The sequence below is a fragment of the Halococcoides cellulosivorans genome (assembly GCF_003058365.1).
GTDB classification, from domain to species: Archaea; Halobacteriota; Halobacteria; order Halobacteriales; family Haloarculaceae; genus Halococcoides; species Halococcoides cellulosivorans.
On the sequence record NZ_CP028858.1, the window covers coordinates 208,043 to 230,997 of the forward strand.

The 22,955-nt window shown below is 66.1% G+C and carries 21 protein-coding genes; 9 read left to right on the forward strand and 12 right to left on the reverse strand.

Features of this window, described 5'->3' with window-relative positions; all coding sequences use genetic code 11:
• Window positions 1-112 precede the first annotated feature (112 nt).
• The 3 genes from HARCEL1_RS01040 to HARCEL1_RS13920 are packed head-to-tail and all read left to right on the forward strand — an operon-like array spanning window position 113 to window position 3,272.
• Window positions 113-1,102: a right-handed parallel beta-helix repeat-containing protein gene (locus HARCEL1_RS01040; RefSeq protein ID WP_159076965.1), complete on the forward strand. Its 990-nt coding sequence runs from the start codon at window positions 113-115 to the stop codon at window positions 1,100-1,102.
• Entirely contained in the window at window positions 1,102-2,487 is a 1,386-nt protein-coding gene (locus HARCEL1_RS01045; RefSeq protein ID WP_108380775.1) for a sulfatase-like hydrolase/transferase, read from the forward strand. The genes HARCEL1_RS01040 and HARCEL1_RS01045 overlap by 1 nt, the downstream gene beginning before the upstream one ends.
• A complete protein-coding gene (locus tag HARCEL1_RS13920) occupies window positions 2,484-3,272 on the forward strand; it encodes a glycosyltransferase family 2 protein (protein WP_108380776.1) in 789 nt (262 codons plus the stop codon). The genes HARCEL1_RS01045 and HARCEL1_RS13920 overlap by 4 nt, the downstream gene beginning before the upstream one ends.
• An 18-nt stretch (window positions 3,273-3,290) precedes the next feature.
• Here the strand turns inward: HARCEL1_RS13920 and HARCEL1_RS01055 are convergent, their stop codons facing one another.
• From HARCEL1_RS01055 to HARCEL1_RS01100, 10 genes are read right to left on the reverse strand one after another with little or no spacing between them, the layout of a single operon-like run.
• Window positions 3,291-4,658 (reverse strand): sulfatase, encoded by a 1,368-nt coding sequence (locus HARCEL1_RS01055; protein ID WP_108380777.1) that lies wholly within the window; start codon window positions 4,656-4,658, stop codon window positions 3,291-3,293.
• A 57-nt stretch (window positions 4,659-4,715) separates the two neighbouring features.
• Window positions 4,716-5,747, reverse strand: coding sequence for a hypothetical protein (locus HARCEL1_RS01060; protein WP_108380778.1), 1,032 nt, complete (start codon window positions 5,745-5,747; stop codon window positions 4,716-4,718).
• Complete coding sequence (locus HARCEL1_RS13885) at window positions 5,734-6,897, reverse strand: glycosyltransferase family 4 protein (RefSeq protein ID WP_159076966.1); 1,164 nt, start codon at window positions 6,895-6,897, stop codon at window positions 5,734-5,736. The genes HARCEL1_RS01060 and HARCEL1_RS13885 overlap by 14 nt, the downstream gene beginning before the upstream one ends.
• Window positions 6,894-8,087 (reverse strand): hypothetical protein, encoded by a 1,194-nt coding sequence (locus HARCEL1_RS01070; RefSeq protein WP_108380779.1) that lies wholly within the window; start codon window positions 8,085-8,087, stop codon window positions 6,894-6,896. The genes HARCEL1_RS13885 and HARCEL1_RS01070 overlap by 4 nt, the downstream gene beginning before the upstream one ends.
• A complete protein-coding gene (locus HARCEL1_RS01075) occupies window positions 8,084-9,256 on the reverse strand; it encodes a glycosyltransferase family 4 protein (protein ID WP_108380780.1) in 1,173 nt (390 codons plus the stop codon). Before HARCEL1_RS01075 ends, HARCEL1_RS01070 begins: the two co-directional genes overlap by 4 nt.
• A 54-nt stretch (window positions 9,257-9,310) precedes the next feature.
• Complete coding sequence (locus tag HARCEL1_RS01080; protein ID WP_108380781.1) at window positions 9,311-9,805, reverse strand: metal-dependent hydrolase; 495 nt, start codon at window positions 9,803-9,805, stop codon at window positions 9,311-9,313.
• On the reverse strand, window positions 9,805-10,254 hold the full coding sequence (locus tag HARCEL1_RS01085) for a hypothetical protein (RefSeq protein WP_108380782.1): 450 nt from the start codon (window positions 10,252-10,254) through the stop codon (window positions 9,805-9,807). Before HARCEL1_RS01085 ends, HARCEL1_RS01080 begins: the two co-directional genes overlap by 1 nt.
• Window positions 10,251-10,814 (reverse strand): glycosyltransferase family 2 protein, encoded by a 564-nt coding sequence (locus tag HARCEL1_RS01090; RefSeq protein WP_108380783.1) that lies wholly within the window; start codon window positions 10,812-10,814, stop codon window positions 10,251-10,253. The genes HARCEL1_RS01085 and HARCEL1_RS01090 overlap by 4 nt, the downstream gene beginning before the upstream one ends.
• A gap of 33 nt (window positions 10,815-10,847) precedes the next feature.
• Complete coding sequence (locus HARCEL1_RS01095) at window positions 10,848-11,900, reverse strand: glycosyltransferase family 4 protein (RefSeq protein WP_108380784.1); 1,053 nt, start codon at window positions 11,898-11,900, stop codon at window positions 10,848-10,850.
• The gene (locus HARCEL1_RS01100; protein WP_108380785.1) at window positions 11,897-13,039 is read right to left on the reverse strand and encodes a glycosyltransferase; all 1,143 of its coding nucleotides are present in this window, start codon (window positions 13,037-13,039) and stop codon (window positions 11,897-11,899) included. Before HARCEL1_RS01100 ends, HARCEL1_RS01095 begins: the two co-directional genes overlap by 4 nt.
• Before the next feature lie 391 nt (window positions 13,040-13,430).
• On the opposite strand from HARCEL1_RS01100, the gene HARCEL1_RS01105 reads away from it, so the two are divergent.
• Both HARCEL1_RS01105 and HARCEL1_RS01110 read left to right on the forward strand, forming a co-directional pair.
• Window positions 13,431-14,654 carry a glycosyltransferase family 2 protein gene (locus HARCEL1_RS01105; protein ID WP_108384028.1) on the forward strand — a complete coding sequence of 408 codons (1,224 nt, stop codon included), beginning with the start codon at window positions 13,431-13,433 and terminating at the stop codon, window positions 14,652-14,654.
• A gap of 208 nt (window positions 14,655-14,862) precedes the next feature.
• Window positions 14,863-15,051, forward strand: a complete 189-nt coding sequence (locus HARCEL1_RS01110; protein WP_108380786.1) for a hypothetical protein — start codon at window positions 14,863-14,865, stop codon at window positions 15,049-15,051.
• A gap of 59 nt (window positions 15,052-15,110) precedes the next feature.
• Here HARCEL1_RS01110 and HARCEL1_RS01115 read toward each other — a convergent pair whose 3' ends face one another.
• Both HARCEL1_RS01115 and HARCEL1_RS01120 read right to left on the reverse strand, forming a co-directional pair.
• Window positions 15,111-15,650: an Hsp20/alpha crystallin family protein gene (locus HARCEL1_RS01115; RefSeq protein WP_108380787.1), complete on the reverse strand. Its 540-nt coding sequence runs from the start codon at window positions 15,648-15,650 to the stop codon at window positions 15,111-15,113.
• 57 nt (window positions 15,651-15,707) lie between these two features.
• The gene (locus tag HARCEL1_RS01120; protein ID WP_159076967.1) at window positions 15,708-17,024 is read right to left on the reverse strand and encodes an outer membrane protein assembly factor BamB family protein; all 1,317 of its coding nucleotides are present in this window, start codon (window positions 17,022-17,024) and stop codon (window positions 15,708-15,710) included.
• A gap of 151 nt (window positions 17,025-17,175) precedes the next feature.
• On the opposite strand from HARCEL1_RS01120, the gene HARCEL1_RS01125 reads away from it, so the two are divergent.
• The 4 genes from HARCEL1_RS01125 (at window position 17,176) to HARCEL1_RS01140 (ending at window position 22,935) form a co-directional block, all read left to right on the forward strand.
• Window positions 17,176-18,825, forward strand: coding sequence for a radical SAM protein (locus HARCEL1_RS01125; RefSeq protein ID WP_108380789.1), 1,650 nt, complete (start codon window positions 17,176-17,178; stop codon window positions 18,823-18,825).
• 51 nt (window positions 18,826-18,876) lie between these two features.
• The gene (locus HARCEL1_RS01130; protein WP_108380790.1) at window positions 18,877-20,703 is read left to right on the forward strand and encodes a flippase-like domain-containing protein; all 1,827 of its coding nucleotides are present in this window, start codon (window positions 18,877-18,879) and stop codon (window positions 20,701-20,703) included.
• A 162-nt stretch (window positions 20,704-20,865) separates the two neighbouring features.
• Window positions 20,866-21,828 carry a transcription initiation factor IIB gene (locus tag HARCEL1_RS01135; RefSeq protein ID WP_108380791.1) on the forward strand — a complete coding sequence of 321 codons (963 nt, stop codon included), beginning with the start codon at window positions 20,866-20,868 and terminating at the stop codon, window positions 21,826-21,828.
• A 93-nt stretch (window positions 21,829-21,921) separates the two neighbouring features.
• A complete protein-coding gene (locus HARCEL1_RS01140) occupies window positions 21,922-22,935 on the forward strand; it encodes an AAA family ATPase (RefSeq protein ID WP_108380792.1) in 1,014 nt (337 codons plus the stop codon).
• The last annotated feature ends 20 nt before the right edge of the window (window positions 22,936-22,955 follow it).

Sequence of the window (22,955 nt, forward strand, 5' to 3'; positions counted from 1 at the left end):
ATACAATTTATCAACTGCCAATTCACCATTTAATTTAATACACCTCCGTCACCATATTTGTTACTTTATCGGACAGTAGCTTTTTACCTGAATGCTGTGGGTATCCCCTATGATGGAGTGGTGTCGGCCGCCCGTTCGCGCAGATCGGTCGACAGACCTGAACAGCGGCGTTATGTCGATCGATGCGCCGATCCGATTGGACGACGATCACGCGTCGCTGGTGGGCGACGGGACAGTCTTGAAACCGACCTACGAGGGGCCTGCGGTCGTCGTGGAGGGGTGTACGTCCGCGTTCGTTTCTGGGCTGATCGTGGAACATATCGGTGGGGAAGCGACCGAGAAAGCCAACGGAATCGAGGTTCGAGATGCGACAGACACCCGAATCGAGCACTGCCAGATCAGAGACACACCACGGATCGGTGAGCCCGGAACAAACGATGCGATCGGTGGTGGATCGGGAATCTGTGTCGCGTCCGACGCTCGTGGAACTATCATTCGCGACTGTGCGACCGTCGACTGTGGCTGGCGAGGAATCGAAGTCGGCGGAACGCAAACACGCATCGAGCGGTGCCGGTCCCGAGGCCAAGTCGATCGCGGTGTGAGTGGTGACGTCCAGTATCCCGGGGTCGATCCAGAGTTCGACGCCGCTGCGTCTCAGCTGGTCATTCGGAACTCCACTTTCGAAGGTGGCCCCCACCCGGCCGCTCCGATCGGATTTACCGGTGCGCGGCAGGTCCTGGTCGACGATTGTTTCACGACCACCGAGTCGGGTCGCCGTGGTGTCGCGGCACGGAACAGCGATCAGGTGACGATCCGCAATTCACATTTCGTCGGCGGTGGGCCCGACCCCCAGGACGGCATCTTTTCCTCGTCAGATGGGACGAAAATAGTCGACAATGATATCTGTGGCTTCGAATTCGGCGTTCGAGCGAGCGGGCGGAAAACGATCATCTCGGAGAACGTCATCACCGAGTGTGAATATCCGATAATCGATCGAAAGGATCGGTCGATCCGTCGGCAGAACAATCTCGTGTACGATCGTCGGACCGGACGAACCGGTGAGCTGATCAAACGCATTCGTTTGCTCTCGCGGAGGTTCTGATGAACGTCGCCATCATCGTCATGGACTCGGTGCGGGCAGCCGACGTCGACGAGACGACGATGCCGACTCTGTCGTCGATGACGTCCCGAACTGCGCTCGCACCTAGCAGTTGGACGCTCCCGACGCACGCATCGCTGTACTCGCTGAAATCTCCGATCGCCCACGAGACGACTCGTCCGACCGACCGCCTCACGGATCACGCGTTCGTCGACGCCATCCGGGCGGCGGGGTTCACTGTCGGCGGGTTCTCGGAAAATCCGTATTTTAGCGCCCGGTTTGGGTTCGCAGAACCGATCGATTATTTCGACGACGACATCCATCACAAACCTCGGCGGTCTGGGTACTCGTTCAAGCGCCTGGTCGAACGAGAGCCGTCTCGGCCGAAACGATACGTTCGTGCCGCCCACCACCTGCTCCACTCGAACGAGCGTGTCGCAGACCTCCACAACGGCATTCGCTTCGTCCGGGGGACGGACGATCGTCGTCGGCAGTTCTACGGTGACCGTGTCCTCTCTCACGCTCGTGACTGGCTCTCGACCGGATCGGAGGACAGCGTCGCCATCATCAATCTCCTCGACGCACACCAGCCACACGTCCCGACGAAATACAGCGATGCTCTCGGCTACGACTTTTCTGAGCCAGAAATCCGTGCTCTCGATCGCTTCGATGGCATGGAGTTTCTTTCGGGACAACGGATCGATGATTGTGACCATCTCGCACCGTTCGACACCTGGGACGAACTGTTCGAGCGACTCCACGCCGCCTATCGAACGCAAATCAGATACCTCGACGACATCGTCTCCGAGTTCATCCGCTCTTGCGACGACGTCGTCCCGATCGTCACGAGTGACCATGGCCAGATGCTCGGTGAGGAGGGGTGGTTCGACCATCACGGCGTCCTCCACCCGAAGGCAGTCGAAGTCCCCTTTTTTGTGGGGGAAGGTGCCGAGTCCGAACTGACCGGGGAGACGGTTCACGGACTCGTTGCCGAGGTGTTCGCTCATCTGACAGATGGGGTGACTCCGGTAATCGGATCGGGTGAGACGCTCGTCGCATCGGACGGCATCGCCCGACAAGTAGACTCAGGGTGGACGCTCGATGAGGGTCCAACGAGTCGCCTTTCGACCGATGATCTGCTCTGTCGGCGGGTCGCTCGTCCTTCGGACTCGCTCACGACCATCTTCGAGTCTCCATGGTCGAGTTCCGAAATCCACGTCAAACAGTACGAACGCTCCGGAGAGGCCGGCCGACAGTTGGTCGACCGCTGTCCGTACGATGGCCAACTTGAGGCGTCCGTGGCCTCGTGGCTCCGGGCCAGTCCCGAGGCCTACGGATCGATCGATTCGACCACCGCCGACCGACTGGATCGGTTGGGATACCTATGAGTGCCGTCTCAGTGATCATTCCCACGCTGGACGAGGCGGACTACATCGAAGAGTCACTCGACGCCACGCTGGCACAGACCGTTTCGGACATCGAAGTGATCGTCGTCGATGGCGGCTCTACCGACGGAACGTGCGAAATCGTTGCCGATCATCCCGATGATCGTATAATACTTCAGGAGAACGGCGATATCGTCGATTCTCTGAATGTCGGGCTGGAGAAAGCGAGCGGTCGATTCGTCGCTCGTGTGGACGCGGACGCCGTGCCCGACCCAACCCGGTTCGAGCGGCAGATCGAACTTCTGGAGCGGAATCCGTCGGTCGGTCTCGTCGGGTGTTTCCTTCGGAAGAAAGATCCCGATACCGGGGCGACGACGCTCCAACGAGAGCCCGTCGAGTCGGCTGCGATCCGCCGACGACTGCCGTTGCACAATCCGATTCCCCACTCGACGTGGATGGTCAGACGAGAGGTGTACGAGACAGTCGGGCGGTATCGGTCGTATCGCTGGGAGGACTACGAACTGCTGAGCCGAGTGATTCAGCAGTACGAAGTCCGAAATCTGGACGCGGCTCTGGTCACCGAATACGATCGGCCTGATAGCATTATCGAAACGACGCCGACCTGGCGGGCCATCCTGGCGAGCGCCGTCTGCGGACTTCTCGTCACTGCGCGCGGTTCTTTCAGTTTTATTGATCGGATACTCTTCGGGCTCCGGATCGGGGTCCTTGCCGGTCGTCGGTTCGCGCGGATCCCCGTCCACACACTTTCGGGCCTCGTGCCCCGGTGACTGGCGGTCTCGTGACTGTCACTCGATATACCCGAGTTGGTCGAGGTTCTGTTCGACGGTCTCGGAGAGATCGTCCCGATCCGCGGAGAGTGACGCCCGTCCGGCCCCGAGGTCGACCGACTGCAGTTCCGCCTCGTGGTCTCGGAGCGCGTCGACGAGCCGGTCGTGAACCTCGGGGTGATCGTCGCTGACGTCCTCGCCCTCCGAACCCATGTGAGCGACGCGGTACAGCGCGGGCGAGCCCTGTTCTGGCTCGACGTACTTCCATGGGCCTTCGCGGATCCCGACTGCTTCGGTGTCGTCACCGTCCACACAGAAGAAGACTGGAGCGTCACTTTCCCGGTCGAGATCGATCAGTGAATCGCCCGCCATCGAATCGGGAGCGTCGATCCCAGCGGCTTCGAGTAGCGTCGGCGCGATGTCGAGATGCTGGACGGGATACTCGTCGACCCGACCAGGCTCCAGTCCCGGTGCGCGGACGATGATCGGGACCTGTGTGAGTGAGCTGTAAACCGGTCCGGCGTGGAAGGGGGCGTACCGCCCGAACGACTCGCCGTGGTCGGCTGTGATTGCCACGACCGTCCCGTCGCCCACAGTGTCCAAGAGCCGTCCGACCTGCTCGTCGGCGCTCCTGACGCCGGCGTCGTAGGCGTCGATCGCCGCCTGTGGTGGCTCCTCTCCGACGGTGATCTGGTCGTGTGGACGGACGACGTGTTCGACGTCGGTGTCGCCACGGATCGCCTCAAGGTGGTCGTCCCACCGCGAGTACGGTGTGTGGGCGTCCATGAGGTGAACCCACGTGAAATGGGGGTCGCCGTCGGCCTGGCGCTGGGCAATCCAGTCGCATGCGGCGTCGACGACATCGCGATCGGTCACCGCCTCACGGTACCCGTCCTCCGTCCCGTCACTCTCGGCCGAGCGCAACGTCTCGACGAGTGGCTCGTAGACGTACTGGCGGAGCACTCGACTGTCGAGGTGACGGTCGACCTGATCTCCGAGTCGCTTGATCAGCGGTTTGGTGGCGGCGAACTCGGCCACACCGTCGTACCGGTCGAACCCCTGGTGGTAGTTGTACTCCCGGGACACGAAGCCGTTGTTCGCGAAGCCACCAGTCGCCCACCCCGCGGCCTGAAACCGCTCTGCGAGCGTCGTTGCGCCCTCCGGGATCCCGAGTCCGTCGATAGCGTGCGGGCAGTAGCCGGTGTGCAGCGCCTGCATCGCCCACCGTGTGTGTGCGGCGTTCGCGTAGCTGTGTTCGAACAGTGTTGCATCGGCAGCGAACCGATCGATGGCGGGCGTCGTCGGACGGTCGTAGCCGTAACAGCCGGTATGATCGGCACGGAGGCAGTCGACCGTGACGAACAGGACGGAGCGCGTGTCGGTCATCCCGTGGGGGTATCACGTCTGGGTTGATATATGGTGCTGGCCGGACTCGATCCGTGCTCACTGCACCGCCTCGACGTAGCCTGCGACGCCGTCAGCGAACAGTTCTCGCACGGTGACGTCCGCCAGCGCGTCGGCCAGAAGCGATCGTCGGCGTTCTTTCAGCACGGAGGGGTGGACGCGCTGGCCACCGGCGGCGAACGCGTACAGTGAGAGGTGATACTCCGATGGGTCGAGTTCCATGTCCGTCCCGGTCGCGATTCGAGCGGTCGCGGCGTCTGTCGCGAGCGTTCGATCGTCGACTGTCCGACCGCCGTTCAGCACGAACACCCGATCGATGGGCGCGTGGTCGACCACGCGGTCGGCCACGGCGTCGGGGACGACGTTTTCCGAGAGGTCGATCGAGAAGGCGTGCAAGAGCGCAGCGGAGAGCAGTTCCGAGCGCGCGATCCACCGCTTGAGTCTGACGCGCCGTCGAGTCCCCGCGGGTAACTGATCGTCTTCGACGGCCGTCCCCGGAAAGACGCCCAGCGTCGCCGGCCAACTGTAGACTGCTCCGTCGTCGTCCACGAGGAGGACGTTGTCGCCCATGAACCCCAGTTCGGCCGACTCGCGAAGCAACGTTAGAATGGTCGAGGTCTTGCCCATTCGCCCCATCGAGGTCAACACCGTCGCGCGTCCGTCTTCGTCGACGACTGCGCCCGCGTGAATCAGTGCGACGCCAGCGTCGAGCAGCGCGGTCGTGAGCACGCCCTCGACGATGTCGTCGATCCCCGACTGGTCCCGAAAGGCCGGCGTGAACACGACCCGTGTCCGATCGGTTCCGAGGCCCCCAATCCGGACGGCGACGGGCGATCGTGTCGGTGTCGAGGGGTACCGGACGGTCACGGTGTCGTCGTCGACCCAAAAGCGGTGACTCGCCAGTCGGCGCGCTCTCGCCGGTGGTGTCGGTGACCAGTCCGGTCGGCGTTCGATCTCGACGACGTGGTCGGCGTCGCCCGACCCGCCAGTGAAGGCCTCGGGAATCGGTACGTCGGCGTTCGTCCGGACGGTCACGAAATCGTGGATGTGGTAGGTCTCAGTCGCGTGCATGGGTCTGGGCGATCTCGTAAATCTCGACGAGGCGGTCGGCGACCGCCGACGGACTGTACTGTTCGTGGATCGTCCGGCGGGCGGCCCTCCCGAGGCGATCGCACGCGTCGGGGTCTGCCCGCAGCGCCCGCAGTCGCTCGACGATCGGGTCGGGCACCCCGGGCGTCACGAGAAAGCCGTTCTCCCCGTCCGTGACGGCATCGGCCATCGAGAGCGTGTCGCTCGCGATGACTGGCCGCCCGGTCGCCATCGCTTCGAGCACCGTGAGTGGTGGATCGATCACTGGCGTGCGCTCGACGCCCAACTCACGGAACGGGAACGTCCAGACGTCGGCGGCGGCGTACGCCGCGCGCTTCTCGGTGTCGGTCAGGTGACCCGTGTGGACGGTGAGGTTGTCGAGGTCACGAACGTCGCGATCCTCGATCTGTTTGGTGACGACGAACAGTTCGACGCCCTCGTCGGCGGCGAATGCGTCGAGTGCCGCTGCGACCTCGAACGGAAATCGGGCTTCGTTCACGTTCCCGAAATAGCCCGCGACGAAGGCGTCCTCGGGGAGACCGAACTGCGCTCGCGCGGTCGATCGGTCGACACCACCGAACCGGTCGAGAAAGACCGGTGGATCGAGACTGTGGCAGTTCGATGACGGAACGCCCATCGCTTCGAGCGCCTCCAGGTCGGCGTCGGTCGTCGAGACGTAGGCGTCGATACGACTGGGGGTGTCGAGTGCGTTCAGCAGTCGACCGTGTTCGACGCCACCGAACGTCTGGGCGACCACGGCTGCGTCGCCCACGAGGTCGTTCACCAGTGCGAACAGGCTGTGACTCGCAAAGCCCAGATGAACCACGTCGGGGTCCTCACGGGCGAGATGTCGGCCGACACGCCAGGCCAGTCTGGCGAACATCACGGCGTCTCGATTGTAGCGATACCCACCGAGGGCCGCGACCAGATCTCCGAGGCGGGATTCGCGCGCGTACGACATCTCGAACTCGGGACTGGGCTCGTCGCCCGGTCTGATCGTCGAGATGCCTCGGACGTCGAGGGCGGCGTGATCGGTGAGCGCTCGCATCTGGTCGCGGGTCAGCACCCGAGTCCCTTCGCTCCACGGCGGGTGGAGGCCGTAGCCGACGACGCACACCTCCGAGAGACTCATCGGACGAGGCGGGTCTTGAGCCCGAACAGCGCCCCCATCACGCGCATGTATCGGGCGCGCATCGGGTGATACTTGTAGGCGGCCATCGACGCGTCGCGCTGTCGTTTCGACCGGTCGCGATTCTGCAGGGCCCTCCGGTACGCCTCGGGTGCACTCACCGTGTCGCCGTCGCGAAGGCGTTCGTTGACCGTCACGGACTGAGGCAACACGGCGGTTCTGACCCGCCCATCGCGGTAGTACTCGCAGGTGTCACGCTCGGCCGTCTCGACCGACCAGTCCGGGCGGAACTCGTTGTGCGTCGTCTCGTGAGAGTGGACCGTCAGTTCGGTCTCCGGGACCTCGACACCGATCTCGTCAAGGTAGGCGTCGAGATGGTCGACGAACGCGAAACAGGCGGTGATGGCGTCCTGCAGGCGTTCGATCAGCAGTGTCTCACGCTCCGCCCGGTCCAGATCGAACCATCGCTCCCGGAGGTCGGTGATCGAGGCGTCGAAGGCGTCCATCACCGGCGTGTCCCGTCCAGTACTGTCGGCAAACAGCATCATATCGTTGCGCAGGGAGTTGAGCCGGTGGACCGCAAAGCGGGTATCGAGATCGACGGGGAACCGCTCGGCAACCACTCCCGGGACGGCCAGATCGAACGCGTCACCGAAGACGATATCGAGGCGGTGGTGATCGATCGATGGGCCCGGGAAGAAGAGGAGTTCGAGAAACTCCATCGGGTAGGTCGTCGTCACCGAGTCGACCAGGTACGCGAGGTAGTTGAATCGATCGCGGTTTTTCTCGTATTCGAGTGACTCGCCGTAGTGGAGGACGAGGTCTTTCGGCATCGGGAGCACGTTGTAGTACTCGGGAAACGCCGATCGAGTGATGACCTCGGGACCGTGGAAAAAGTAGTATTCGTCGGTCTTCGCGGCCGAAATCCCCTCACGAACTGCGGTCGGATCGTCGATTTCGTCCTCGACCACGACGATCAGGTCGACGTCCGAGATTCCTGGCCGGGAGACCTCTCCAGTCCCCGATTCGTAGACGGAGACGACGCCCGAGACGCTGGCGATCCGATCGAGAAACGTGTCGCGAGCGTCCGCGTAGGCTTCCGGGGGCTCGTATCGGGGGTGATCGTAGAACGCGTAGTTCAGATCGGACGATGCGTCCTGCACGGCCGCAGAGGCGATGCGATCTTCAGTCATTCTGACCACTCTTCGAACCGATCGAACAGTCGATCGACGATTCGATCCCACGTGAACTGCTCTTCGATGCGCTGTCGGAGTGCGGGCCCGGTGTCGGCGTCGAATCCGTCGGCCATCGCGTCGGCGAGGCCCTCTGGGTCACCCGGCTCTGCGTAGATGCCGAGGTCACCGAGAACGTCGGGGGCTCCCGCGACGTCGGTCGCGACGACGGTCGATCCACTGGCTGCCGCTTCGAGGACGTTGATCGGACAGCCTTCCGAGTAGGCCGCCGAGACCGCGACGTCACAGGTCTCGAACCAGCCGAGCAGTTCCTCGCGGGGGACCCGCCCCGTCAGCGTCACCACATCCTCGACGCCGAGTTCCTGGATCCGCGTTTCGAGATAGTCGGCATAGCCCGAGTGGCCGTGGCCACCGACGTGGACGATGTGGGCCTCGGCGTCTCGCTCGCGAAGCGCCGGTGCGGCGTCGACCAGCGTGTGGACTCCCTTTCGGGGGATCGCACTGCCGACCGAGACCGCCACGGTGGCGTCCTCCAGGCCGTACGACTCACGAACGTTCTCTGCGGGGGTTTCACGATCGAACTCCGTGAGGTCCACGCCGTTGGGGATGGCGACCACTCGGTCCGGATCGATCCCCATCTCTTCGAGTTCGGGGACCGCCCGCTCGGCGACCGTGTGGACGTGATCGGCAAAGCGGGTGCCGTACTTCTGGATCAGGTGGTCGAGGTAGACACCCGTGCAGTATTTCCACTTTCGGTCGAACGAGGGGTACTCCCGGAACGACCGAATCTCGTTGAGATAGGTCCCGTGCGCGGTTTCGACGAGTGGTGTGTCGACCTTTCCCAGGAGATCCGCGAGCACGGGTAACGTGATGTAGTTGCCGTGCATGTGGATCAGATCGAAATCGTGGGCCTCGTCCAGTTCCGACAGCGTCGGGAGTGCCCGGACTGCGAACGCGAAGATGTTCAGCGGGAAGAGTCGGTCCGAGCGCCGGACCGTCCTGATTTCGACCTCGTCCGAGAGTTCGGGCCGAACGTCATCTTCGTGCTCCTGATCGGTGATCACCCAGTTCTCGACCCCGCGATCGTCGAGTTCGGCAACGATGTTTCGGGCGACGTACGGCACCCCGCCGTGCCGGTTGAACGCCGGTGCGACCGTACAGACCTTCACGCCCGCGGTTTTACCCGGCGGTCCGAAAAGCGTTGCTGTCTGCCCGTCTGGGGGTCACCTGTGCCGGGTAATGTGTCGGCGGACCGACCACGCTCCCCCCGCCGCGAGCGCCGCAACGACGAGCACGACCGGATCGCCGGAGAGATAGAGCCCGGGCGTGGGTGGCCGATAGCCAGAGACGGGCCAGAACAGCGCATACGACGACGTCCCGGTTGGCGTTCGCAACAGCGCGTCCAGCAGGAGATGGCTGGTGACGCCGACGGCCATCCACCTGATGGCGGTCCGCCTGAATCGTCGGCCGACGAGGAGTCCGGCGATCCCGATCGACAGTCCGACGCCGAGGAGGGTGTGCCACCCCAGCACCTCGATCGAACCGCCGACGAGTGCTTCGAGTGGGTCGTCGTCGACGAACAGTCCGACCTTGCTCACGTCGGGGACGATCGCGCCGAAGAGGGCTGCCGTCCGTGCGGCCCGGGAAACGTCGACCGCAAGCGAGACGACGGTCACGCCCGCGTACGCGAACAGGACGTGCGAGAGCAGATCGACCATCAGTCGGCCTCCCGCGGGACGAGTGCGTACGCGTCACGGTCGACGCGCCAGTCTCGAACGATCAGCGCGATCACGATCAGGCCCGCCAGCGCCGATACGCCGTAGGTGTAGTGGTGTTCGGTCTGCTCACGAACGACGATGCCATCTGCAGCGACGGTCCGGTCGGCGGTGACCACGCCCGCCACGTCGAGGTACTGCCCGTCTCGAACTGGCCGGTCGACCCCGGTCAGGCGGATATCGTACGCGCGGTCGTCGATGTCGACGGTGATGAGTAGCGGGTCGGTCGAACTGACCTGTCCGTAGACGACGGCGCGTTCGCCGGTGATGCCACCCTCGACGACGGCCTCGCTGTCGAGGTGTGGGGCCTCCGCGTAGGGGGCTTGCCCGAACCCGATCGGGACCCACAGTTGGACGAGGACGAGGACGACGAGCAGTCCGAGGCGCTTCATCGCGGTCGGAGCTTGTTGGCGAGCAGTTTCGCCGCGACGGGACCGAACACGCGGGGATGGCGGCGGAGCAGATACCAGGTCCATTCGAGGTGGCCACGCGTCACCATCGTGTCGCCAGTCTCCTCGTCGTAGTGGGGGACGACGTCTCGTTCCAACTGGAGCACGCGCCCGCCCTCCTTCTCGACGCGGATCGCGAAGTCCGTATCGCCGCCGTGGTGGCGACGCTCGTCGAACCCGCCGACGCGATTCCAGAGGTCGCGATGGAAGATCATGAGCCGACCGATCACCCATCGCAGTGGGGGAAAGTCCCGGAGCCCGGCCAGCGTCTGCCGATCCATCCGGCCGAGGGTCTCGGCAACCGTCGCCGTCGGAAACTCGATATCGTCGTCAGCGATGACGATCCAGTCGGCGGACGCGGCCCGCACGCCCGCGTTCCGGGCGACGTTCAATCCCTCGTCCCGTCGGACGATCACCTCTGCGTCGTCGGGCACTGTCGCTGGCGTCACCAGCGACTCTCGAACCGTCGGAATAACGACTGAGACGTCGTCGAACTCGACCATACAGATGTCGGGGGTACTCTCGCCGGACAATTATCAGTTACCCGTTGGGGCCTGGTAACACGTTTCGACGGCATCGACGACATCGCCCCATCCTGGCAGATCGGTGGGCGCGACCGGCCTCCCGATCGCCCGCTCGACGGCCGCACCGATCGCTGCTGTGGTCGCTGTCTCGACGGTGACGACGCCTTCCTGATCGGACCAGCCGCCGAGTCCGCCGTGGGTAGTCGTGACACACGGTGTGCCCGCCGCGAGCGCCTCCCCGACGGTCATCCCGTAGGCTTCGAATTCGGAGAGTGTCACGTATGCCGCCGCCCCGGCGTACAGCCCTGGCAAGCGATCGTCGTCGACGTAGCCGAGAAAGTCCACCCGGTCGTCGACGCCCGCCTCGCGAGCGATCCCCTCCAGATCGTCACGGAACGGGCCCGTGCCCGCCACCACCAGGTCGTACTCGGGCACCTCCTCCAGCGCCCGGATCACGTGCTGGACGCCCTTGTAGGCCTCCAGGCGGCCGACCGAGAGCAGGTACGGTCGGTTCCGTCGCTCGGGCTCAGCGGCCGCGAACCGCTTGACGTCGATGCCGTTGGGGATCACCGTCGCGTCGACGCCGAAATCTGTCCGCAGGCGTCCCCGTTCCCACTCGCTAACGGCGATCACCGCGTCGGCCCGTCCCAGCGCCCACCGACCCAGCGGTCGGTACGCCGACAGCAGTCGATCGCGTAGTCCACTCGCACTCTCGCCGTGATAGTGTAGTGTGACCACGAAGCGCACGTCGCGAACGCCGAGCGCAGCCATCGCCAGCGGCAGCGAGTGGTAGTTGTGCGCGTGAACCACGTCGGCGTTCGATCGCCTGACTGCCAGCGCGATCTGCGGGGCGACGTGTACCGCGCCACCGGGAGCGAGCGACCGGAACCGCCGCACGCGAACACCCTCGACCACAGCGTCACTGTCCACATCGCGGCCGGCGTCGGCGCTGAACACCTCGACCTCGTGGCCGCGGTCGGCCAATCGCGTCGCGATCTCGCTGACGTGGGTCTCGACACCGCCTGTCCGGGGTGGGTATCGATGAGTGGCTTGCAGAATTTTCACTCGAAGTCCTCCCGCAGGTCCGTATCGACCTCCCAGGTGCCGTCGCCGTGACCCATCAACAACTTCACGCTCGCGCGCATCAGCGACACCTGTGTGTCGAACAGCGAATACAGCGGCTGGACCGGGCCGAGCCAGTCGCGCTGGCCAATAGCGACGAACCCGGCGAGCGCGAGGAGCACCGCGAGGCCGCCCCGCCCCACGACCGACACCGCCGCCGCGGTCCCGGCGAGCATGGTCACGACCAGTAGCCACGGCGAGACGATCATGAACCACCAGTTGAACGGCAGGACCACGCGCCCGTACGCGCCGTAGCGGCCCAGCGCGTCCCGATGCTGGACCAACAATCGAATCAGGCCCATCCCCCGACGGTCTTTCTGCTGGCGACGCCTGACGAACCCCGAGTGGCTGGCCTCCTTGTACTGGACGGCGGGATCGAAGATCACCCGGTCGCCGCCGCGGCGAATCTTGAGTGCCAACTCGGTGTCGTCGGCCAGCGAGTTCGGGTCGATCGGTCGGATCGAATCCGCTTCGAACGCCGAGAACGGCCCGTGGAAGATCAGCGTCGAGTCGAGGTGTGACTCCAGCTGTTGGATGTGACTCTGGATCCCCCGATAGCCCGCCTCGACGGCGCTCCCGCCGAGCACCTCGACGTTCGTGCCGGTGACGGCCCCGACCGCGGGATCGGCCAGCGCCGCGGTGGCCTCCCGGAGCGCGTCCGGCGCGAGTTTCGAATCGCAGTCGGTCTTGACGACGACCTCGCCGGTCGCCGCGCTGTAGCCGTCGTTGAGCGCCGGCGCGAGACCGCGGCGTTCGGTCTCCTCGATCAGCGTGAGATCTGGCGCGTCTCGATCGGCGAAATACTCACGGACGATCTCGGGGGTCTCGTCGGTCGAGGAGTCGACGACGACGAGTTCGACTCGCTCCATCGGATAGTCCAGCGCGAGCAGGTCGTCGAGTTTCGCCGCGACGATCCCGCTCTCGTCGTAGGTCGGCAAGACGATACTCACCGACGGCGTCCGCTCGACTTTTTCGGTCGGGACGCCCGAGGGCCGAATCCAGGCGTACAGGCCGAGATAGATGGCGTAGGGGGCCCCCGCGAGCGCGAGGAGCGCGACTGTCGCCCCGACGAGCAGTTGCATGCCTCTCCGTACTGGGCTACCCGGCAAAAACACCACCGGACGGTCGTGACCGACTCCCCAGGGAGACGGTAGACGGCTTGGCCCAGGGCCGGTGGTCTGGTGGGGTCGTCGGACGCTCACCACGCGGTGGGTTGTCTTCTATCTCTGAGAGGGTTGTTTCAACATCACCGAATAACTCAAGTAGCGTCGGAGTCTGTTCGAAGACAACGATCACGACCTCGCGGGTGGGGTCGTCGACCCGCCGAGCGGGTGGCAGACACCGGTCTCAGCGACCGGGTGTCCCAACGGCCGCGTCGATCGGTCCGGCGTCTCAACGGGGGACGGGACCGCCACGGCGTGGGTTGGGCCGCCACCGTTCGGGGGTGGCGACGGGGTCGTGACGGAGGACACGATGGGAGCTGTACAACAGCCACAGGCCGAGCCCTCCAGCGAGGATCGCGCCGACACGACCGAACCGAGCGAACAGTATCTCGTCGGCCCAGACAGCGACGTGACGCCGACGATCAGCGTCGTCATGCCGACGTTGAACGAAGCGGGCGGGATCGCGACGTGTATCGAGTGGATCAAAGAGGGGCTCGCAGACGCCGAAACCTACGGCGAAATCGTCGTCAGCGACAGTTCCGACGACCGGACCCCCGAGATCGCCCGCGAGATGGGTGCGATCGTCGTCGAACCCGACGCACCGGGCTACGGCAACGCCTACAAGTATGCGTTCGAGCGCGTGCGTGGGCAGTACGTCGTGATGGGCGACGCCGACACGACCTACGATTTCAGCCAGTTGCCCCGCCTGCTCGAACCCGTCGCGGAGGGCGACGCGGACATCTGCATGGGGTCGCGGCTGAACGGCGAGATCGAGCCGGGTGCGATGCCACTGCTGCACCAGTACGTCGGCAATCCGCTGCTGACGGCGTTTCTCAACGCCTTCTACGACACGAACGTCTCGGACAGCCACAGCGGCTTTCGGGTGTTCGATCGGTCCGTCCTCGACGAACTCGCCCTCGAAACGACGGGCATGGAGTTCGCTTCGGAGATGGTCATGGAGGCGGGCGCGCGCGATCTGACCATCGAGGAGGTGCCGATCACCTACCACGAGCGCGAGGGTGACGCCACCCTGAACAGCTTCCGTGACGGCTGGCGACACGTCCGTTTCATGCTGGTCAACGCCCCGGGGTACCTGTTCTTGTACCCCGGTGCGGCGCTGATCGCGCTCGGGGCAGTCGTGATGGCGCTCGCGGGCACCGGCGTCGCGGTCGGTGACGTCTCCTTCGGGACGCACTCGATCATCGCGGGGAGTCTCTCGACGATCGTCGGCCTTCAGATCGCGAGTTTCGGCGTGTTCGCCCGCCTCGCGGGCAACCCCGTCAACGAACCGCGCGACGCGATCACGACGGCCATCGTCGATCGCCTGCGCCTGGAACACGGCGTCGTCGCCGGCCTCGCCTTGCTCACGGTCGGTGGCGGCTACGGGGCCTGGCTCGTCGGCCGCTGGGCCGCGAGCGGCTTCCAGCGCCTCCCGCTGGTGGGGGCCGACGTGGTCGCCTTTACCGCCATCGTCCTGGGTCTCCAGGCTGTCTTCAGTTCGTTTTTCTTCAGCACGCTGGCGGACGACGCGTAGCGGAGTCCCGGGCACGGTGGTGCGTTCTGGGCACGGTCGTGAGAACTGGGGCAGTGGTGCGTCCTGGGTGGTCTCGGCCACTCACGACGGCCTGGCGCTGTCCTGCGCTGGGTTCGACGACGGCGACGTCCCCGGCCGGCACTCTCGAACTATCGAATCTGATTCTCGGGGGCCAACGACTATGTGGGCCATTGGCAAAGATAGGTCCATGCGTGGACTCGCGGATCCGGACGGGCCGGTGCCAGCGATCGTGACAGTCGCCGTCCTCGGCGTCGTGTACCTCACGGTGCTGTCCGTCTGGACGGTCCTTCGAGCGGGCCGCCAGGGTGGCGACGCGATCGTGCGTCAGGCGGCCCGGGTCGGCCGGTGGCTCCCGACTCCGTCCCGCCCGGCCTGAGCCTGATCTACCGATCGACTGACTCGGATGGAGCAACGAGAACGGCGCTCGGAACCGGGTCAGTCGTCGCTTTTCTCGCCGGCGTCATCGCCGTCGGTCGCGGCGTCTGCTCCCGTGGCGCCGCTATCGTCGTCACCGTCGTCGATGCTCTCGAAGCCACTCTCGTCGTCGGCCGCCGTCTCGTCGGCGTCGCCAGCATCGATCGGGACGTCGGTGCCGCGCTCGACTTTCGGAATCTCGATTTCGAGCGTGCCGTGATCGGTGAGTCGTGCCGTCGCGTCGTCGGTGTCGATGTCGGCCCCGGGCGGTAACTCGACGCTGCCGTCGAGGGCGAGTGCACGGCCCGGGAACACCGTCTCGAAACCCTCGCGGAACTCCCGGAAGCGGTCGATCTGGACCTCGATTCGCCCGTCGGTGACGCGGACGGCGACGTCGCTGGCGGTCGCCCCGGGCGCGTCGACGACGGCGAGATAGGCCTCGTCGCTTTCGAGGAGGTCGGCGGGGAGCGGGCGGTGGCGCTGAGCCTCTGAGATCGCACGACCGATCGACTGGCTGACCTGGTGGCCGATCGACCGGGCGAGATCGCGTGGGTTCGTCATGGCGGGCGCTACGAGCGGCGCTGTCTTATAATCCACCCTCGGCGGGGTCGCCCGCGATCACTCCCAGTCGGTGAACGCGTGGATCTCGTAGGGCTTGTTCGCGCTCCCGCCGGTCCCCTGGAACAGGCCGACGTCGACCGGGATTGGCGGCGTCGTCGCCCACCCCGAGTCCAGTCCGGCGGTCCAGAGGATCCGCCCCGATCCGAGGTCGATCGCCATGGACTCGCGGTGGGTGTCGTACCCGCCCGCGTAGACGGTGCCACCGCCGATGGTCGGCGCGGGCGGATCCTCGGCGTACCCGACCGTCTGTCGCCACTGCTCGCGGCCGTGGCTCGCGTCGAGGGCGACGACGTCGGCGTCGGTCCGGACGACGACCAGCGAGGACGTGACGGCGGGCGTGGCGGCCGTCGAGGCGCGTTGCGTCCACTGCTGGGTGCCACGGGCGACGTCCCGGGCTTCGACGCCGCGCTGCCCGACGACGTACACCAGGCCGTTGCGCACGACCGGCGCGTACGGGCCGGCGAACACGCTCGTCGAGCGCCAGTCCTCTCGGTCCTGGAGCGGGTTGATCGCGACGACGTCGCGGTTGCCGTCGCCGGCCCGGGTCACGACGACGATCCGGCTCTCGGTGGTCGCGGGCGGGGCGGCGATCTCGCCGTCGATCGACCGCGAGTAGCGCTCGCTTCCGTCGGCGACGTCGACTTCGACCAGGCGTTCGGGCCCACCGCTGACGATCCGATCGGAGAGTCGCGGCCGGGGGACGAGCGCGCGCTCGTTGGAGACGTCCGCTCGCCAGTCCTCTTCGCCCGTCACCGGGTTGAGCGCGACGAGATAGCCCGTTCGCGTGGCGACGACCAGTCGGCGCGTGCCGTCGGTGTCGCGATGCAGCGTCGGCGGCCCGGTCGCCGCCGTCCCCAGATCGACCGACCAGACGACGCGGCCGGTGTCCGCCGCGAGCGCGAACAGCGAGGGCTGGTCGTCGCGATACCCCTTGAGCGCGGCGAAGACCAGCCCGTCGCTGACGATCGGCGCGAACGTCTCGCCCGGGAGTTCGTGACTCCAGACCCGGCGTGGCTGTGCGCGCAACTCGGTGGCCTCGTCCGCCGTGGCAGAGTTCGATCCCGCGTACCGAAAGGTCGGGAACGCGGTCTCGGTGCCCGCCGCCGCCAGGCGGTCCGCTCCCTGGGGTCGCGGCCCGGTGGTCTCGACCGGGTCGGCGGTCAGGGCCGCCGTCGGAGAGCCGACGGTCGCGTTCGTCCCGTTCGTCTCGTTCGCCGGGGCCCCGTCGTCGCCGTCGAGACAGCCAGCGCCGATCGCCATCGTCCCCGCGAGGCCGGCGAGCAGGGCCCGCCGTGTCGTGTGTCGCTCCACCATGGGCGTGTGGTCGCAGGCCCCTCCCATCAACATGGCGGTGGGGCGGCGCTCGCGTTCCGGCCGTCCATCCGTGACTCGGGGGCGGCGAGAAGGGCCGCGACCGATCCGCCGAACCGACGGTATATACGCCCGCGCCCGGTACGGGGCGGCCATGACCGACGTGACGATCGTCGACGGCTACGTCGACGAGCCGGCCCACTTCGGCGTGCCGCCCTACATCTCGACGTATCCGCGGTACGTCGCGGGCGCGCTCGTGGACGCGGGCGTCGAGAGACGTGCGATCACTTACCACACGATCGACGCGCTCAGAGAGGAGCGCCAGCGCTGGGGTGACGTCGCGGACGCCGACCTCGTGGTGTACGTCGGCGGGATGACCGTCCCGGGCCAGTACGTCGGCGGGACGCCTGCCACTCCCGAGGAGGCCCGCGAAGTGGCCTGGACCGCCGACGGGACGACACTCATGGGCGGGCCGGTTCGATTCGGGGTGGGCGACACCGAGGGGCGCACCGAGACCGAACGCGACGACCTGGACTTCGATTACGTCGCGGGCGCGGACGTCGAGGCCGCCGCTCACGACCTCGCTCTCAACGACCTGTCGGGCGTCGAACACCGCTATCGCGACCTCGAAGAATCCTCCCGGTGGGCCCGCGAGGGCGCCTTTATCGTCGAGCAACACCCCACCCATCCCGACTACCTGATCTGTGAGATCGAGACCGGGCGGGGGTGTGCCTACCGGTGTTCCTTTTGTACCGAACCGCTGTACGGCGACGCGACCTTCCGGGACGCCGAATCGATCGTCGACGAAGTCGACGCGCTGGCCGACCACGGCGTCCGATCCTTTCGCCTGGGCCGACAGGCCGATCTGCTCGCGTACGATCACGGGCGAAAACCGAACCCAGCGGCCATCGAACGGCTCTACCGGGGGATCCGTGCGGCCGTCCCCGATCTGGAGACGTTGCATCTCGACAACGTCAACCCCCGGACGATCGTGGAGTTCCCCGAGCGATCGCGCGAGGCGCTGGCGACCATCGCGGAGTACAACACGGCGGGCGACACCGCGGCGTTCGGCCTCGAATCGGCCGATCCCGTCGTGCAGGACGAAAACGATCTGCAGGTCTCCGCCGACGAGTGTTTCCGGGCGATCGAAATCGTCAACGAGGTCGCTGGCTGGCGCCCCGAGACGGGCGACGACACGACGCGCCTTCCGAAACTCCTCCCGGGGATCAACCTGCTCCACGGGCTGAAGGGCGAACGCGAGGAGACGTTCGCGCACAACCAGCGGTTTCTGGAGCGGGTGCTCGACGCGGGCCTGATGGTCCGGCGGATCAACGTCCGGCAGGTGATGACCTTCGAAGGCACCGAGATGGCCGAGGTGGGGACGGAGATTGCGGTCGCCAACCAGGACCGCTTCCGGGCGTACAAACGCGAAATTCGGGAGACGGTCGATCGGCCGATGCTCGAACGGGTCGTCCCGCCGGGGACCGTTCTGGAGGACGTTCACCTCGAATACCACGAGGAGGGCACGACGTTCGGCCGCCAACTCGGGACGTACCCGCTGCTGGTCGGGATTCCGGGCGAGCGCGATCTGGGTCGGACCCTCGATATCGCGATCACCGACCACGGCTTCCGGTCGGTGACGGGCGTGCCCTACCCGCTCGACGCGAACGCGGCCTCGATGGACGAACTTGCCACGCTGCCGGGTGTCACGCGCTCTCGGGCGGGCGACCTCGTGGTCGATCGCCCGTACGAATCGCCCGACGACGTGCCGGGCGTCCTCGATCCGTTCGTCCGCGTGGGGTGAGGAGGTCAAATCCCGGAACACTCTTTGTCGTCACGCGCCTTAGATGAGCCAATGGACGCTCATCGGGGGGTGAGCGTCGTCCTGCCGGCGTACAACGAGGCCGACCGCATCGCTGAGACCGTCGCGGTCACCGTCGAGACGCTGGAGGCGTACGATCCCGCGGGCGGGTTCGAGGTCATCGTCGCTGAAGACGGCTGCGAGGACCGCACACCCGAGATCGCGGATCGACTCGCTCGCGAGGACGACCGCGTGCGACACGTCCACAGCGACGAACGCCTGGGTCGGGGCGGCGCTCTCGAACACGCATTCAGGGCCTCGACTGGCGAGACCGTCGCGTATCTCGACACCGATCTCGCGACCGACATGGTCCACCTCCAGGAGGTGGTGGGGTCGGTCCACGACGGCACCGCGGACATCGCGATCGGGTCGCGACTGACGCCCGGCGCGCAGGCCGACCGACCGCACAAACGCTCGATTCCGAGTCTGGGGTTCAACCTCCTCGTGCGGACGTTGATCGGGTCGACGGTCCAGGACCACCAGTGTGGGTTCAAGGCGTTCGATCGCGCGGTCTTGTTCGAGATCCTGGCGGACGTCGAGGACGAACACTGGTTCTGGGACACCGAGGTGCTCGTGCGCGCCCAGCGTGCGGGCTACGAGGTTCGGGAGATCGCCGTCGACTGGGAGCCAAAAGGCGACTCGAAAGTTGATCTCGTGCGTGACGTCTTCGGGATGGGCAGTCAGATCGCGCGGACGGCGTGGCAACTCCGGGTGAGCCCGAAGATTACGCCGCGGCGGTCGATGGCCGCGGGCACGCTGCTCGTGATCGCCGTCCTCCTCGTGATGCCCCAGTATCTGGACTTCGGGGCGGTCCTGGACGAACTCCGCCAGGCCGACCCCGCGCTGGTCGGTCTCGCGGCACTCGTCTACGTCACCTCCTGGCCGCTGCGCGGGACTCGGTACCGGGACATCCTCGTCAGACAGGGCTATCGCGAGGACTGGGCGTTCCTGACGGGCGCGATCTTCATCAGCCAGACGGGCAACCTGATCATCCCCGCCCGGATGGGTGACGCCATCCGCGCGTACGTCATCAAGGCCCGCCGTGGGGTGCCCTACCCCTCGGGAGCGGCGTCGCTGGCGGTCGAACGCGTGTTCGACTTGCTCACGATCGCGGTGCTCGCGGGCGTCGTCTTGCTCGGCGTGATCGCGACCGGTGGTGCCGACGCGCTCGTGACGGCACTCACCGAGGGGGTCGGCCTGGAGGCCGAACGCCAGGCGAGCGCGCAGGTGGCGATGGTCGCGGCCGCCGCGGTGTCGCTCGCGGTCGTCGGGGCGACGATCGCCATCCTCGTCTCGGCGCGGACCGACCGGAACTACATCGGGCGGGTCGTCCACTCGCTGTCGGAAGACTCCTATGCCCGGTGGGTCGCGGATCAGATCCGCCAGTTCGTCGGGGACGTCCAGGTCGTCACCAGCGACGGGCGCACCTTCGCACTCGTGGGGACGACGAGTCTCGCGATCTGGACGATCGACGTGATCACCGCGGTGCTCGTGCTCGTCGCGTTCGACGTCGCGGTCGCGCCCGCAACGTTGCTCGCGGTCGGCTTTTTCGCGGTCAGCGTGGGCAACCTCTCGAAGGTGCTTCCGCTCTCGCCGGGCGGCCTCGGGTTGTACGAGGGGGCCTTTACCGTGATCGTCGTCGCACTCACGGGCCTCGGTGTCCCCGTCGCGCTGGGCGCGGCGATCCTCGATCACGCAGTGAAAAACGCCGTCACCGTCGCGGGCGGTCTGGTCTCGATGCTCTGGCTGAACGTTTCACTCACCGAAGCGGTCTCGGAAGCGCCGGACGTGGCCGACGAGGCGGCGGTCACCGACGACTGACTTAAATGGCGTGTGGGTCGGTACCGATCGCCCGATTGACCGATCGATCGTCGGATTCTCGACCTGATACCACAACCATTAAATAGGATTCTAACAAACCGCTCTTTCACCGAACCGCTTTCCGGGTTCTCGGGCGGCCTGCCGGGAAGCACACTCTTAGCCATGAGCGAGACCTCACTCCGATCCCAGTCGACCGTCGAAGAGGAAGAAGAGACCGAAGAGAGCGATCTTGTCTGTCCCGAGTGTTCGGGCAAACTGGTCGTCGACGACGAACACGGCGAGACCGTCTGTGAGGGCTGTGGACTGGTCGTCGAAAGCGGCGAGATCGATCGTGGGCCCGAGTGGCGCGCGTTCGACGCCCAGGAGAAAGACGAGAAGTCCCGCGTGGGCGCGCCCACGACGAACATGATGCACGACAAGGGACTCTCGACCAACATCGACTGGCGTGACAAAGACGCCTACGGCAACTCCCTGGGTGCGCGCCAGCGCGAGAAGATGCAGCGCCTGCGCAAGTGGAACGAGCGGTTCCGCACGCGTGACTCCAAAGAGCGCAATCTCAAACAGGCCCTCGGTGAGATCGACCGGATGGCGTCGGCGCTCGGCCTGCCCGAGAACGTCCGCGAGACCGCCAGCGTGATCTATCGGCGCGCACTCGACGAGGATCTCCTCCCCGGTCGTTCGATCGAGGGCGTCTCCACCTCGGCGGTGTACGCCGCCGCGCGCCAGGCCGGCGTCCCCCGGAGTCTCGACGAGATCACCGAGGTCTCCCGCGTTGAGAAAGACGAGATCGCCCGCACCTACCGCTACGTCGTCCGGGAACTCGGCTTGGAAGTCAAGCCCGCCGACCCCGAGAGCTACGTGCCGCGCTTCGCTTCTGATCTCGACCTCTCGGAGGAGGCCGAACACCGTGCGCGCGAACTGCTGCAGAACGCCAAAGAGAAAGGCGTCCACTCGGGGAAATCGCCGGTCGGCCTCGCGGCGGCAGCGGTCTACGCCGCCTCGCTGTTGACCAACGAGAAGACCACTCAGGCCGCCGTCAGCGAAGTCGCTGACATCTCGGAAGTGACGATCCGCAATCGATACCACGAACTGCTGGAAGCCGAGCAGTCGATCCCGATGGCCTGAGCACCGCCAAATAGTCGATTCGCCTCTTCGGACCCGCGACTGCGGCCCGCCCGCGATGGACGCCTTCTTTTCTGTGGCGCTCGACCCAGGGGTATGGAGGGGCCGCTGTGGACGAGTACGCACGCGCCGTCGATCGAGGAGCTCCCCCAGGCCGAGGTGCGCGAGCACTGCCGGACGCTGCTCGAAGAGCCGATGAACGCGTTCGTCTACGGCCCCCGCGGCGCGGGCAAGACCGCCGCGGTCGGCGCGCTCGCCCGAGCGGCCCACGACGACCCCGAGAACGACTTCGTCGTCATCAACGTCGACGATCTGTTCGCGATGACGAAATCCGAGCTGGAAGACGACCCCCGATTCGGCAGCTTCATCGATACGACACGCCGGCGGACCTCTTCGAAGGCCGATCTCGTGAACCACGTCCTCACCGAGATCGCGAGCTATCCGCCCGTCGCCGGGTCGTACAAGACGATCTTGCTCGACGACGCGGGCGCGATGCGCCAGGACTTCCAGCAGGCGCTCCGGCGTGTGATGGAGCGGTACCACGAGGCCACGCAGTTCGTCCTCGCGACGCGTCGCCCGGGCGCGGTCATCCCGCCGATCCGGTCGCGATGCTACCCCGTCACCGTTCGTGCGCCCACGATCGAGGAGATCGTCGGCGTCCTGGAGACGATCTGCGAGCGCGAGGGCGTCGATCGGACCGCCGACGGCCTGGAGTACGTCGCGGGCTACGCCGACGGTAACCTCCGCCGGGCGATTCTGTCCGCCCAGACGATCTCGGTCGAGGCCGACGCGATCACCATGGAGACGGCCTACGAGACGCTCTCGGCGGTCGAGACCGACGACGTCGCCGCCGAGATCCTCCAGGCCGCCGAAGAACAGCGGTTTCAGGACGCCCGTGGGCTGATCGACGATCAGTTGATCGACGAGGGCTACTCGGGCCAGGAACTGCTCGGCGACTTGCTCGGGGCGGCCCGGTCACGGTATACGGGCGATCGCCTCGCGCGCGTGGTCGAACTGGCCGCCGACGTGGATCTCGACCTCGAAACCGGGACGAACGACCGGATCCATCTCGCGCATTTCGTCGCCCGACTCCCCGCGATCACCGGGTGAGGGTCGCGCTCGATCCCGAC